Here is a 12,862-nt window from a genome sequence, read left to right on the forward strand (position 1 = left end):
GACCAACAGCATTAGTTAAACCAGGATTGGAACGGATCGGGGAAGTTGGCCCAATTATCTACACCAAGCGCCATTTCATTATCGGTCAGCAGCGCACCGTCCAGCTTTTGGCGCAGTACGCTTTCATCCATTTCGATGCCGATAAATACCAGTTCCTGGCGCGCATCGCCGCTGCCATCAACCCAGTTTTCCATAATGTAGCCGAGGTTTTCCTCATCTTGCGGCCAGCGTTCTTTGGGAACGCTCGCCCACCACAAACCGGCTAAACCTTGTCGCGATACGCCGCCCGCTTGCGACCATGAACCGGCATGACGTGGACGACTCGCCAGCCAGAAATAGCCTTTAGAGCGCACCACGCCCTGCAAATCATTCTCTATCACCTGCGCGAAACGTGCCGGATGGAACGGTCGGCGTGCGCGATAGACAAAGTTGCGAATACCGTACTCTTCGGTTTCCGGCGTGTGATCACCGCGTAACTCTTTCAGCCAACCCGGCGCCAGCGAAGCGGCATCAAAATCAAACAATCCTGTGTTCAGTACCTTTTCCAGCGCGACCTTGCCAAACTCGGACGTTATGATTTTGGCGCGCGGATTTAGCGAGGTCAGAATCGCCATCAAGCGCGCTTTTTCCGCTTCGTTGATCAAGTCAGTTTTGTTGAGGATTAACACATCGCAGAACTCAATTTGATCGACCAGCAAATCCACCACGGTGCGTTCATCCTCTTCGCCTAACGATTCGCCGCGCGATTGGATGCTTTCATTGGACTCATAATCACGCAGGAAGTTGAAGCCATCGACTACCGTCACCATGGTATCGAGCGATGCCACCTCCGATAAACTTTGGCCATCTTCATCGGCGAAGGTGAAGGTTTCAGCTACCGGCAACGGTTCAGAAATCCCGGTGGATTCAATCACCAGGTTATCGAAGCGGCCATCTTTCGCTAAACGATTCACTTCTAAAAGCAAATCTTCACGCAGCGTGCAGCAAATGCAGCCGTTGCTCATTTCCACCAGCTTTTCATCGGTGCGTGACAATTCAGCCCCGCCCTCGCGCACTAGCGCGGCATCAATGTTCACTTCCGACATATCATTGACGATCACCGCCACGCGAAGACCTTGGCGATTATTAAGAATATGGTTAAGCAGCGTGGTTTTTCCGGCGCCGAGAAAACCAGAAAGAACAGTAACCGGCAGTTTTTTGAATTCGCGGTTGGCTGGCGTTAAGGCTGACATTGCAACTCCTCTAATGACTAAACTGCGCGATGTTGTGTGAGGATTCATCGCGCTCGACTTTGATATGTTATAACATAACAATTGATATTGTCATTGAGGAATGAGAGAGATTTTTGTGCTTAAGTTTCGTGGCAGTTTGAAAGGCGCTGGTCATCATAAATGGCGACCCTACGAAATTGATTGTTGGGTGCGCATGAATGCGCACCACAAGAGAGAACTACTGATTATTCGGATAGCTTAAATCGATCGCGTTATCCGGCAACTTGGTGAAGGTTTTAACGATAGTGCGGAAATCAGCCGTCGGTGTGAGGTCGGCGAACTGCTGTGGATAAAGGTCTTTCGCCAGGATTTCCATACCAACGATGTTGTACGGATGGTTATAGAAGTGATGATAAACGCCGTACACACGATTCTGTTTAACCGGTTCGATCTGTGCCAGACCGGTGCGGGTTAACAGTTGCTGGAATGTCGCTTTGACCTCTTGCGGCTGCACACCATAACCAAACGGTAATACGTTGGTGTTCGGGCGCTTCGAGCCAGTCATGATGTAAACATCCGGTTTCATGGCGATGATTTTTTCCAACGCGATAAATCCGGTGTTGCCTGGCAGCAATTCAGAGCCGATGTTTTTGCCGCCAACCGCTTCCACCAATCCGCCCCAACCATTGTGGCTGTGGGTAAAGCAGCAGTTATCACTGTTGCCAGCAATCGGTTCGATGAACACCGTGGGTTTATTTTTGATTGCCGCCACGCCTTTGGTGATGCGATCAAATTTCTGCTGATAGAAATCGGTATAGGCTTTGGCCTGGCTTTCGCGGTTCAACACTTTGCCTAGCAAGGTCACGCTTGGCGCGGTGTTTTGTGCCGGATGCAGTTCGTAATCAACGAACACCACCGGAATATGCAGATTATTCAAAGTGGTCAGCACGCCCGACTGTTGCAACGCCGGTTTGGCACGCAACTGCGCAATCATCAAATCCGGTTTCTGTGCCAGAACGCTTTCGAGATTCACCTGACCTTGATCGCTAAAGCCCATATCAACAATTTTGGTCGCTTCCGGCCAGCGTCCTTTGAGTAAATCCCAGGTTTGCGTGTCCTGTTTCTTCGGCAAATTATTCCACGCCACTACACGCTTGAACGGGTCGTCACGATCCAGCAGCGCCAGCGTCAAAATGTCGCGGCCATCCTGCAAAATGATGTGTTGCGGTTCTTTGGTGATCGTTTGCGTGTTGCCGTCCATATCGGTGACGGTCAGCGGATACGTTGAGGCAGCCGCCGCGGTGGAAGCCAATAATCCCATTGCCAAAAGCAGGCGCGTTTTCATCCCATAACTCCGTGGTAAAAAGAATAGTTATTATTATCAATTACCTTAACACAACCTTAAGTGGCGGAAATAAACGCCACTTCAATCAGTTGTAACAGAGTTTTTCGAACGCGAAGTTAAGTGAAATCAGAGAGTTTTTGGCCGGAGGTGATCAGTTCCTGCAATAACATTTGTCGACGCTCTTGCGGCGTATCGCGGCTTACCATAAAGCAAATTGCCGCCACCGCCTGGCCGTTGCGCGAACGAATCGGTGCCGCCATACAGCAGGTAAAACTTTCTGAAAGCCCTTCCGTCATGCAATAACCCAGTTTGCCCGCGTGATGGATTTCATCGAGAAATGCCTGTTTATCCAAAATTTGGCCGCTGGCGAGGCGATAATCTTCTTCCGGAATCAAATCCAAAATCGCGCTATCAGACCAGTTGCTCAGCAGCAAACGGCCGGTGGCGGTCCAGGTAATGGGCACGCGCACGCCAATGTCAGAGGTGATTTTAAACGGATGCGCGTTGCTTTCAGACAGCACCACCGTGTACTTATTGCCTTCCAGCATGCAAAGCTGCACGGTTTCGCCGTGACGCGCCACAATCTCCACCATCAGTTGATGCGCGCGACGGATCAGATCGTTGTGCGCCATGTAATCCGCACCGTAATAGTGCATTTCCCGGCCAAAAAACACAGCGCCTTCCGCGTCCAATTCCACCAATCCGGCTTCGCTGAGCAAGCTGACTAATTCATAAATGCTGGATCGCGGTGCGCCTGTTGCTTCAATTAAATCGCGCATCGCCATGGGCTGGCGGGCAGTGTGAAGCTGCCGAAAAATGTCGATAACCCGGTCAACTCCGCGTGCCCGCGAAGGTTTTTCATCCGGCATACAATCACTCCTCAGTTACATTGGTGCGTACAGGTTGCGTAATAAAAGAAAGGCATCATACACCGCCCTTGTCGTTTTACCCATCGAGGATAAATAAAAATATTAATCACGCAGGTTATATTGCGACGTTCTAATTTGGGGCCTCATTTTGGCGCACTACACTTTCCAATGCTTATTAAAATTACGATAAAGATCACACTCTGATTTAAAAATCTTATGCGCTGTTTATTATTTTGCGACCCCGACTACATCACAAAAAATTAAATAGCGGTGCACATATTGCAAAAGAAATAGTCCTGTGCAAATCTTGCCCTATCCAGTATTGCAGATTGCAGTCTGGTATACCAGACAATGCGAAAATCACAGTTTCGCTGAAAGAGGAGCAGTAAAGGATGGCGATTAAACGTTATGGCGTTGAGGGCGGAACCGGCACCGGCGGGCAGAAATTGCCGTTCGCACGGGCGGTAGAAGCCGATGGCTGGCTGTACATTTCCGGCCAAACGCCAATGCGCGACGGCGAAGTGGTAGAAGGCGGCATCATCGAACAGACGCAACTGGCGTTCGAAAACTGTCTGACCATCATGCGTGAAGCGGGTTATCGCGTTGAAGATGTGGTGCACGTTACCGCGGTATTAACCGACGCACGTTATTTCAGTTCATTCAACAAAGTATTCAGTGAGATATTCAGCGGTAATCCTCCGGCGCGTATTTGTAGCGTGCAGGACTTAGTGGTTGACTGCAAAGTGGAAGTGGATATGAAATGCTTCCGCGCCGATCGTAAATAATTATTACGAATTAAAGCAGGCTGGCGTTGTTACTTTCTACGCCCACACCAGGACAGCCTGTTATTAATTGATGCCTTTCAATTTTGCTGTGGAATAACGGCAACCTGCCGTCTCGTCAAAATTTTATAAGAGAGCATATAAATGAACACAACATCGCTAAAAACAGGCGTCAAAGCCGTAGCAGGTGCGCTGGTATTACTCACTCTGGCGGGCTGTACGCCAACTGAAGAAAAAAAAGAAGCCGGTGCGGCTCCGCAATCGGCGCTGCAAACCGTGTTGCAACGCGGTACGTTGCGCGTCGGTGATTGTCTGAGCTTCGCACCGTTCGGTTTTTACGATAAAGACGGCAATCCAGACGGTTATGACGTTGATCTCGCCAAAGCGCTGGCAAAAGAGATGGGCGTGAAGCTGGAAATGGTTAACACCACCAGCGCCAACCGCATCCCGAACCTGCAAACCAATAAAGTCGATGTGGTGTTCTGTAACTTCACCCGCAACCTTGAGCGTGCCAAAGAAATTGGCTTCACCAATCCGTATGTGGTGGCGAGCGAAGCGATGCTGGTGCGCAAAAATAGCGGCATTCAATCGGCGCACGACATGGGCGGCAAAACCATCGCTACCGTTAAGGGTTCTACCAACGGTGATGAAGTGCGCAACCTCGGCATCGACGTGAAGATTCAGGAATACGATTCATCGCAAGCGGCGATTCTCGCGGTTAAACAAGGTCAGGCTGATGCGATGATCGAGGATAACAACTTCCTCGCCTATCAAGCCAAGCTCGACCCAACGTTAACCGTGACGAACGAAGCGCTGGTGCCGCTCGAATACAACGCCTTCGGCGTGAAACAAGGCGATCAGGTTTGGACTAACTACCTGAATGAGTTCCTGTTTGAGATTAACGCTTCCGGCGAAAACGCCCAGTTGTACCAGAAATGGTTCGGTAACAAACCACGTTACCCGCTGAATCCGCAATATTGATCCCAATGCGGCGCGGCGGTTAACGCTGCGTCGCTCAAAGGAGCAGAACCATGAGTTATCAATGGCTAACCTTGTGGCGCTACGCCGACACATTTCTGGAAGCAGCCTGGCTAACCTTGCAGGTTACGCTGCTCGCGTTCGCACTGGCAGTGGCGTTGGGATTGATCTCTGCGCTGGCTAAAGCCTCGCCGCTGGCACCGTTGCGCTGGATCAGCCACTGCTACGTTGAATTTATCCGCAATACGCCGGTGCTGTTACAGATTTTCATCATCTTCTTTGGCCTGCCGTCACTCGGCATCACCATGAGCGCCTTTACCGCTGGCGTACTGGCGTTGGGCATTAATGTTGGCGCGTATCTTTCGGAAACCTTCCGCGCCGGGATTCAATCGGTGCCGAAAGGTCAGTTGGAAGCCGCCTGGGTGCTGGGCATTCCACGTCGTCAGGTGTTTCTTACTGTGGTGCTGCCACAAGCGGCGCGCGCAGTGTGGCCGGCGATTATCAACAACCTGATTCAGTTGCTGCTCGGTACCTCGCTGCTGTCAGCGATTGCGTTGCCGGAGTTGACCGGCACCGCTACGGTGATCAACGCCCGTACGCTGCTGTATATCCAAACCTTTAGCGTGGTCGCGCTGGTGTATCTGGTGTTAAGCAATCTATTTTCATGGCTGGGAACACTCGCAGGACGGCGCATGTTCCACCCGCCGCTGGTGACGCCAGTAAAAAAGTCCGCCTGGTGGTGGGCAAAAAGATGGCTGACTAATCCGCTGAAACGGGAGAACGCGCTATGAACGAATTAATCATCAGTTCGTTACCGATTCTGCTGAAAGGGCTCGGTATTACGCTGCTGTTATCGATCGCCGCCATCATTGGCAGCACGTTGTTAGGCTTGCTGGCGGCGGTGTTGCGCACCAGTCGCTTGCCGGTCGCCAAGCAAATTGCGGTGGTCTACACCGAACTGTTTCGCGGCACGCCGGTGCTGATCACCCTGATGTTCATCTACTTTGGCGTGGCGTATTTCGGCTACGACATCAACCTGTTCGCCGCCGGTATTCTCGGACTGAGCATTTATCAGGGCGCATATATCGCCGAGGTGTTCCGCGCGGGTATCGAAGCGGTGCCAAAAGGTCAGTGGGAAGTGTCGTGGATCCTGGGGATGTCGAAGCGCCAAACCTTTATGAGCGTGATCCTGCCACAAACGCGCGGCATCGTGTTGCCACCGCTGGCAGGACAATATCTTTCGCTGATTAAAGACACCTCGATTGTCAGCATGATCGGTATGTCCGAATTGATGCATCAAGGTCAGGCGATTGTCGATCGCATCGGCCAACCGGTGGTGGTTTACGGGCTTGTCGCCCTGCTCTACTTCGTTATCTGCTTCCCGCTTTCACGTTGGGTTCAACATCATCAAACCAGGAGCCAAATTTCATGAACAAATCCGCGATTACGCTGAGCCGGATCACCAAATCATTTGGCTCAACTCAGGTGTTGAAAGAGATCAGCCTCGATGTTTCACCCGGCGAAGTGCTGGTACTGATTGGTGCATCAGGTTCCGGTAAAAGTACCGTGTTGCGCATTATGAGCGGGCTGGAAGTGGCCGACGGCGGCGAGGTTTGGGTCAACGAAGTCCCGTTACACGAACGTAAACGCGCCAGTGAAATTTGTGGTCATGTTGGCATGGTGTTCCAGCAGTTCAATCTGTTTCCCCATAAAACCGCACTCGGCAACGTGACGTTAGCGTTGATTAAGGCGCAAAAATTATCCGAAGCCGAAGCCAATAAACGCGGCATGGCAGCGCTCACACGTGTTGGCCTGGCGGAACGCGCACATCATTATCCGGCGCAGCTTTCCGGCGGTCAGCAACAACGCGTCGCGATTGCGCGTGCATTGGCGGTTGAACCGAAAATCATGTTCTTCGATGAAGCGACGTCGGCACTGGATCCAGAATTGGTTGGTGAAGTGATGGAAGTGATGCGCAGCCTGGCGCGTGAAGGCATGACAATGGTGGTGGTGACGCACGAAATGGGCTTCGCGCGTAAAACGGCCGATCGCGTGGTGTTTATGGATCAAGGCGTGATTGCGGAGCAAGGGTCGCCGGAACAAATCTTCGTTAACCCGCAGAATCCGCGCACTCAGCAATTCTTATCACGCGTGCTTGAGCACTAACAGGAGGAGTTATGTCGATTCGCTTTCCGCTGCAAGCGGACGGTTTACTGGATGCGCAACAAGCCGCGCCACGCTTCAAATCGGTAGCGGGCAATGGCGATGCGCCGCTGGCTATCGGCACCGCGGTGCTCAGCAGCGATCAGGTGTTTTCGCCATTGATGATCATGAAACAATCCGCGCTGGAAAATAACCTGCGGCAATTGGCGGCTTTCTGTGGTGAAAACGGCGTGATGCTGGCGGCGCACGGTAAAACCTCGATGTCACCGGCGATTCTGCGCCGCGCCATTAGCCAGGGTGGCGCGTGGGGTTTGGGCGCGGCAACACCCGCTCAAGTGCGCGCGCTGCGCCAGTTTGGTATCCGTAATGTGTTTCTCGCCAATGAATTGGTTGATCCGGCGGGCATTCGCTGGATTGCGCAGTGGCAGCAAGCGCATCCCGATCACGGTTTCCTTTGCTACGTCGATTCACTGCAAGGGGTGAAACTGCTGGAGCAGCATCTTGGCGACAGCCAGATTTCAGTGCTGCTAGAGATGTCAGTCAGCGGCGGTCGCACCGGTTGCCGTTCACAGCAAGAAGCGCTGGCGATTGCAGAAGCCATTGCTGCCAGTTCATCGTTGCAGCTGGTTGGCGTTGCGGGTTATGAAGGTGCATTGGGCGCTAACCGCGATGCAGCCGGTGTGCAAAAGGTGCAAGATTATTGCCAGATGATGATCGCCACCGCCGCGTTGTTGGCGGAAAAGCAGTTGTTCAGTAGCGATCACATCATTCTTAGCGCCGGTGGCGGCGCGTGGTTTGATGTGGTGACGGCATGTTTTACCGCAGCAAAATTGCCGTTACCGATGACGCCATTGATTCGTTCCGGCGCTTACATGGCACACGACAGCGGGTTGTACGCACGCATCGCCCCCTTTGCTCAGCCCGGCGCAACGCATCATTTTGACGCGGCGCTGGAGATTTGGGGCCGCGTGTTATCGCGTCCGGAACCGGGATTGGCGTTTGTCGATTTCGGTCGTCGCGATGTGCCATTCGATCAGGATTTGCCGAATCCGCTATGGATTCGCAATGCCGATGGCAGCGCACCGCGCTCAGCAACGCATTTGCGTATCAGCGATGTGAACGATCAGCACGCTTATTTGTTGCTGCCAGAAGATGAAGTGCTTGAGCCGGGCGATTGGGTCGGTTGCGGTATTTCACATCCGTGCACCGCATTTGATAAGTGGCGCTATTTGCCGTTGGTGGATGATGATTATTGCGTCACAGATTCACTGGAAACAGCATTTTGATCGTTAGTTGAACAATGCAAGAACCGTAGCGGCGCGATTTATCGCGCACAATCACCGCGATGAAAAGGTCAAAAGAGCGCAATAAATTGCGCCGCTACGGAATGTGCAAACATCATGTCACTTAACCAACGCCAACTTCACCGCATCTTCGGCATGAATCAACGTGGTATCAAACAATGGCACGCTGGCATCTTCGGGCTTCACGAGCAAGGTGATTTCAGTGCAACCCAGAATGATCGCTTCCGCGCCCTGCTCCACCAGCGCAGCAATAATCTCACGATACTGCGCGCGCGATTCCTCACGAATCACGCCGAGGCACAGTTCCTGATAAATAACCTCATGCACCACTTTGCGGCCCGACGCATCAGGCACTAAAACCTTCAGCCCCGATTTTTCCAGACGACCTTTATAGAAGTCCTGCTCCATGGTGAATGCCGTCGCCAGCAAACCGACCTTCTTCACGCCGGCCTGATGAATGCGTGATGCCGTCGCATCAGCGATATGCAGCAGCGGAATGCTCACCGCGTCGGTCATCTGCTGCGCCACTTTGTGCATGGTGTTAGTGCTCAGCACAATAAAATCCGCCCCGCCCTTCTCCAGACTGATCGCGGCTTGCGCTAGAATCTCACCGGCTTTTTGCCATTCACCTGCGGCCTGCAATTTTTCGATCTCATGGAAATCGACGCTGTACATCAGGCTGCGCGCGGAGTGCAACCCACCCAACTGCTGTTTTACCTGTTCATTGATAATGCGGTAATACAGCGCAGTCGATTCCCAGCTCATTCCGCCAATCAAACCGATCATTTTCATCTGTTTAACTCCGTTTTATACGCTCTGTTGCGCACTGTACGTGATTTCCGGCCAGCGTGCTGAAGGAAACAGCGATAAGCGGATGTTGAACAAATGGAACATCGGCGCAAACAGCGTTTTTTCCTGCATCGCCGCGCTTTCCAGCCGCAGCAGCAAGGCGTTTAACTCCGCCAGCAATTCAGGCTGCGGCGCGGTGTGTAGCGACTTTAAGCGACGTTTGAGGAACTGGCTCAATTCGTGGAACATCGCCGCGCTCTCAATCTGGTGCGCCAAGAGCAACTCACGATGGCGGGTGTAATAGTCGTAGCAGTTGGCGCCCAGCCAGGCTTCAGCGATCAAATTGCCGCCGGAGACCAAGTCGGGCGAAGGGTCAACGCGTTTACGCGGCAGGATAATGTTGACCTTATCCAGCGTGCGAGAAACAAACTGCTGGCGCGCCGTCATCGTCACGCTGTTGAGGCGCACCGTGGCGATAAAGTGCAGCAACTCACGAATGCCTTTGCGCACTGCACGCCTCGCGGTCCACGACGGACGTTTATTACGTATCAGCGCGGTGATCACTAGCGCAAAGGTAATGCCCACCAGCGTCGAAAGAATAGCGTTCACTATAAGCTGCAAATCTGGTTTGAAATTGTGGCTCATACCGATCAAACCGGGGATTTGCGTGGCGACGATTAAACCAATCAGGTTGGTCGATGGATTGGCGATCACCAATCCCAACGCCAGCAAGCCCGGCGCGAGGCAGATCACCAACGCTTCAAAGGTGACAGCCTGCGGGATCAACACCGTGATATAGAACAGGCTGATCGCCACCGAGATCAGCACGCCTTTGAGGAATAATTTCATCGGCGCGATGGGGCTATCCATCCCGGCGAAGAACGAGCACAGCACCGCCGCCATCATCGGTGCGGTCGCACCATCCACCCAGCCGCTACCAATCCAAAATACGCAGGTGGCAAAGGTGGCGATAAAAGCGGTAAACGACGACAGCAGCAGTAAACCTTTATCGACATGCTTGTGGGCGCGCGCCATTTTTCCGGCCTTGACTGCCGGCGTCCACTCGCTCACCCGCTCGCTAACGCTTTGATAAGCATCGACGATGCGCACAAAGTTGAGTAGACGTTCCAGCAATCCCATCAGCAAAATACTCTCTTCGCTGTTGAGGCGACCTTCTTGCCAGGCGGCTTGCAACTGTTGTTGTGCGGCGACCAATTTTTCGCGGATCGGCAGTTGTTCCTCGCCGTTGAGCCACAGCAAAAATTGCTGGAACACATCAGCGATGTACTCCGGGAAAAGGATGTTCTGTTGCGCCAGCAAATTCAGGCGCGATTCGATCGCCGTCAGCGTCGGAATGAAATACGACAGATGTTGATACTGCACGCTGACTAAGCGCACTAAGCGCCGCGCCGCATCGCCTTCGTAAACACAATGGGTAATCAGCGTTTCTACGTTGAGCGGATAGTTGGCCATCTGCACCAAAATATCCTCGCGCTCGACCGATTTCTCGGCGGGCATCGCGGTGACCAATTCGCTGCACAGCTTGCGCGCGTTCTGATACCACAGATTGACACTTTGCTCTAACAGGTTGCGCATAGAAACCGGCCACAACAGGCGATGCACCAGGCTGCTACAAATGATCGCCACGGTGATCTCTTCAATACGCGAAATTACCGTGTAGGTAATCGCCGAAGGAGAAACCACATCGGGGAAACCCATGATCGCGGCACTGTATCCCGCCAACATAAACACATAGCTTTTTGGCGTGCGATCGTGCAGCGACAAATAGAGGCAAACCGCCACCCACAGTGAAATGCACAGGCTAAACAGCAGCGGATCTTCCACCGTAGCGGGATAGATCAGCAGCGTAAACAACCCGCCTAATACGGTGCCGAAGAAGCGGAAAATCGATTTTGATACCGTCGAACCCGAATAGAGTTGCGACGCAACGTACACTGTAGTCAGTGACCAGGCCGGTTTATCAAGATTAAGTTCCAGAGCGATATAAAAAGCCAGAAAGGCAGCAAGACAAGTTTTGGCAGAGAACAACACTGCGCTTGGTGAAAGCCACTTCATAGAACAGGTAAAACCTTATACAGGCAGCGGAATTGCCTATCCTGACAGAAGCTTTTTAAAATGGCATTTTGATTTGTTATACAAATTATTACCGTGCTAATTATATGAGCATCTATGGAAATATCGCCGCTGCTGCTGATTACAGTGAATGATCCAGATCACATTACCATCAGTTATAAGCGATCGAAATTCGTTATTTATTGGTTATATAAGCGCTTTGCTATCGTGGCAAAAAAACCACGAGAGAATCATCATGAAAGCCACATTTCCTGCCGTAAGCGCATTAGCACTTAGCCTTGGCCTGCTCTCCGCGCACGCCTTCGCTGCCAACCCAGAAACCGTCACCGTGGGCTATCAAAAAGCCAATATCTTTGCCTTGCTGAAGTATCGCGGCACGCTGGATGAGACGTTAAAGAAAGAAGGCATTAACGTGCGTTGGGTGGAGTTCCCCGCCGGGCCACAAATGCTGGAAGGTCTTAACGTCGGCAGTATTGATTTAGCCGCCACCGGCGATGCGCCGCCCGCTTTTGCTCAGGCTGCGAAAGCGGATTTGATCTACCTCGGCCATTCACCCGCCAATCCTAAAACCGAAGCGATTGTGGTGCCCAAAGACTCGGCGATCAAAAGCGTTGCTGATTTGAAAGGCAAACGCGTTGGCCTGAATAAAGGTTCCGACGTCAACTATCTGCTGGTGAAAGCGCTGGAAGATGCCGGACTCAATTACAAAGACGTCACGCCGGTATACCTGCCACCCGCCGATGCGCGTGCCGCGTTCCAGAAAGGCGCGATTGATGCGTGGGTGATTTGGGATCCGTTCCTGGCGGAAGTTGAAGCTCATGCTGATGCGCGCCAAATACGTAACGCCGAAGGTTTGGTGCCGCATTACACCTTCTATCTTGCCAGCCGCCCGTTCGCCGATGGTCATCCGCAAATCGCTAAACAAGTGGTGGATGAGCTGAGTAAGTTGAGTGATTGGGCCAATAAAAATCAGGATGATGCGGCGGCGATTCTCTCTAAATCAACCGGGCTGGATAAAGCCATCTGGCAAACTACGTTGCAGCGTTTGCCGTACGGCGCATCACGCATGACGCCGCAGGTGTTTGATGAGCAACAGGCGTTGGCGGATACCTTTACCCGCGTAGGATTGTTGCCGGTCAGGGTGGATGTGCGTAGCGCGACGTGGTCGTTGGATAAGAAGTAAGTCCTCACCTTTTAGCAGGTCACCATAAAGGTACGACCGGGCACATAGGTAACAGATCAGACCGGGCACATAGGTAACACATTTGTGCTCAGTCTATTCGGATAATACGTCTTTCTTCCCGGTCATAATATGCCAGTATCAGCC

The 12,862-nt window shown here is 52.4% G+C and carries 12 protein-coding genes; 7 read left to right on the top strand and 5 right to left on the bottom strand.

From position 1 onward, the window contains the following. Window positions 1–11: 11 nt before the first annotated feature. From zigA to ABDW13_RS01590, 3 genes are all read right to left on the bottom strand, one after another. Window positions 12–1,232: a zinc metallochaperone GTPase ZigA gene (gene zigA, locus ABDW13_RS01580; protein WP_343550633.1), complete on the bottom strand. Its 1,221-nt coding sequence runs from the start codon at window positions 1,230–1,232 to the stop codon at window positions 12–14. 217 nt (window positions 1,233–1,449) lie between these two features. Next, entirely contained in the window at window positions 1,450–2,556 is a 1,107-nt protein-coding gene (locus tag ABDW13_RS01585) for an ABC transporter substrate-binding protein (RefSeq protein ID WP_343550634.1), read from the bottom strand. Window positions 2,557–2,672: 116 nt separating this feature from the next. Continuing rightward, window positions 2,673–3,425 carry an IclR family transcriptional regulator gene (locus tag ABDW13_RS01590; RefSeq protein ID WP_343550635.1) on the bottom strand — a complete coding sequence of 251 codons (753 nt, stop codon included), beginning with the start codon at window positions 3,423–3,425 and terminating at the stop codon, window positions 2,673–2,675. A gap of 392 nt (window positions 3,426–3,817) precedes the next feature. Here ABDW13_RS01590 and ABDW13_RS01595 point away from each other — a divergent pair, with 392 nt between their 5' ends. The 6 genes from ABDW13_RS01595 (at window position 3,818) to ABDW13_RS01620 (ending at window position 8,634) form a co-directional block, all read left to right on the top strand. Beyond that, a complete protein-coding gene (locus ABDW13_RS01595) occupies window positions 3,818–4,210 on the top strand; it encodes a RidA family protein (protein WP_343550636.1) in 393 nt (130 codons plus the stop codon). A 141-nt stretch (window positions 4,211–4,351) separates the two neighbouring features. Then, entirely contained in the window at window positions 4,352–5,188 is an 837-nt protein-coding gene (locus ABDW13_RS01600) for a transporter substrate-binding domain-containing protein (protein ID WP_343550637.1), read from the top strand. Window positions 5,189–5,238: 50 nt separating this feature from the next. Beyond that, on the top strand, window positions 5,239–5,976 hold the full coding sequence (locus ABDW13_RS01605) for an amino acid ABC transporter permease (RefSeq protein WP_343550638.1): 738 nt from the start codon (window positions 5,239–5,241) through the stop codon (window positions 5,974–5,976). Then, window positions 5,973–6,617, top strand: a complete 645-nt coding sequence (locus tag ABDW13_RS01610; protein WP_343550639.1) for an amino acid ABC transporter permease — start codon at window positions 5,973–5,975, stop codon at window positions 6,615–6,617. Before ABDW13_RS01605 ends, ABDW13_RS01610 begins: the two co-directional genes overlap by 4 nt. Next, window positions 6,614–7,351, top strand: coding sequence for an amino acid ABC transporter ATP-binding protein (locus ABDW13_RS01615; RefSeq protein WP_343550640.1), 738 nt, complete (start codon window positions 6,614–6,616; stop codon window positions 7,349–7,351). Before ABDW13_RS01610 ends, ABDW13_RS01615 begins: the two co-directional genes overlap by 4 nt. A gap of 11 nt (window positions 7,352–7,362) precedes the next feature. Beyond that, complete coding sequence (locus ABDW13_RS01620; protein WP_343550641.1) at window positions 7,363–8,634, top strand: alanine racemase; 1,272 nt, start codon at window positions 7,363–7,365, stop codon at window positions 8,632–8,634. A gap of 117 nt (window positions 8,635–8,751) precedes the next feature. Here ABDW13_RS01620 and ABDW13_RS01625 read toward each other — a convergent pair whose 3' ends face one another. Together ABDW13_RS01625 and ABDW13_RS01630 are read right to left on the bottom strand one after the other, a co-directional pair. Further along, a complete protein-coding gene (locus tag ABDW13_RS01625; protein ID WP_343550642.1) occupies window positions 8,752–9,444 on the bottom strand; it encodes an aspartate/glutamate racemase family protein in 693 nt (230 codons plus the stop codon). Window positions 9,445–9,459: 15 nt separating this feature from the next. Beyond that, complete coding sequence (locus ABDW13_RS01630; RefSeq protein ID WP_343550643.1) at window positions 9,460–11,517, bottom strand: FUSC family protein; 2,058 nt, start codon at window positions 11,515–11,517, stop codon at window positions 9,460–9,462. Window positions 11,518–11,770: 253 nt separating this feature from the next. Between ABDW13_RS01630 and ABDW13_RS01635 the strand changes: the two genes are divergently transcribed. Beyond that, the gene (locus ABDW13_RS01635) at window positions 11,771–12,718 is read left to right on the top strand and encodes a sulfonate ABC transporter substrate-binding protein (RefSeq protein ID WP_343550644.1); all 948 of its coding nucleotides are present in this window, start codon (window positions 11,771–11,773) and stop codon (window positions 12,716–12,718) included. The last annotated feature ends 144 nt before the right edge of the window (window positions 12,719–12,862 follow it).

Source organism: Pantoea sp. (assembly GCF_039594315.1).
Lineage (GTDB): Bacteria > Pseudomonadota > Gammaproteobacteria > Enterobacterales > Enterobacteriaceae > Pantoea.

What these genes read in the sequence shown, in the direction of transcription:
- zigA (WP_343550633.1), bottom strand. Translation starts at nt 1,232, where the DNA reads ATGTCAGCCTTAACGCCAGCCAACCGCGAATTCAAAAAACTGCCGGTT.
- ABDW13_RS01585 (WP_343550634.1), bottom strand. Translation starts at nt 2,556, where the DNA reads ATGAAAACGCGCCTGCTTTTGGCAATGGGATTATTGGCTTCCACCGCG.
- ABDW13_RS01590 (WP_343550635.1), bottom strand. Translation starts at nt 3,425, where the DNA reads ATGCCGGATGAAAAACCTTCGCGGGCACGCGGAGTTGACCGGGTTATC.
- ABDW13_RS01595 (WP_343550636.1), top strand. Translation starts at nt 3,818, where the DNA reads ATGGCGATTAAACGTTATGGCGTTGAGGGCGGAACCGGCACCGGCGGG.
- ABDW13_RS01600 (WP_343550637.1), top strand. Translation starts at nt 4,352, where the DNA reads ATGAACACAACATCGCTAAAAACAGGCGTCAAAGCCGTAGCAGGTGCG.
- ABDW13_RS01605 (WP_343550638.1), top strand. Translation starts at nt 5,239, where the DNA reads ATGAGTTATCAATGGCTAACCTTGTGGCGCTACGCCGACACATTTCTG.
- ABDW13_RS01610 (WP_343550639.1), top strand. Translation starts at nt 5,973, where the DNA reads ATGAACGAATTAATCATCAGTTCGTTACCGATTCTGCTGAAAGGGCTC.
- ABDW13_RS01615 (WP_343550640.1), top strand. Translation starts at nt 6,614, where the DNA reads ATGAACAAATCCGCGATTACGCTGAGCCGGATCACCAAATCATTTGGC.
- ABDW13_RS01620 (WP_343550641.1), top strand. Translation starts at nt 7,363, where the DNA reads ATGTCGATTCGCTTTCCGCTGCAAGCGGACGGTTTACTGGATGCGCAA.
- ABDW13_RS01625 (WP_343550642.1), bottom strand. Translation starts at nt 9,444, where the DNA reads ATGAAAATGATCGGTTTGATTGGCGGAATGAGCTGGGAATCGACTGCG.
- ABDW13_RS01630 (WP_343550643.1), bottom strand. Translation starts at nt 11,517, where the DNA reads ATGAAGTGGCTTTCACCAAGCGCAGTGTTGTTCTCTGCCAAAACTTGT.
- ABDW13_RS01635 (WP_343550644.1), top strand. Translation starts at nt 11,771, where the DNA reads ATGAAAGCCACATTTCCTGCCGTAAGCGCATTAGCACTTAGCCTTGGC.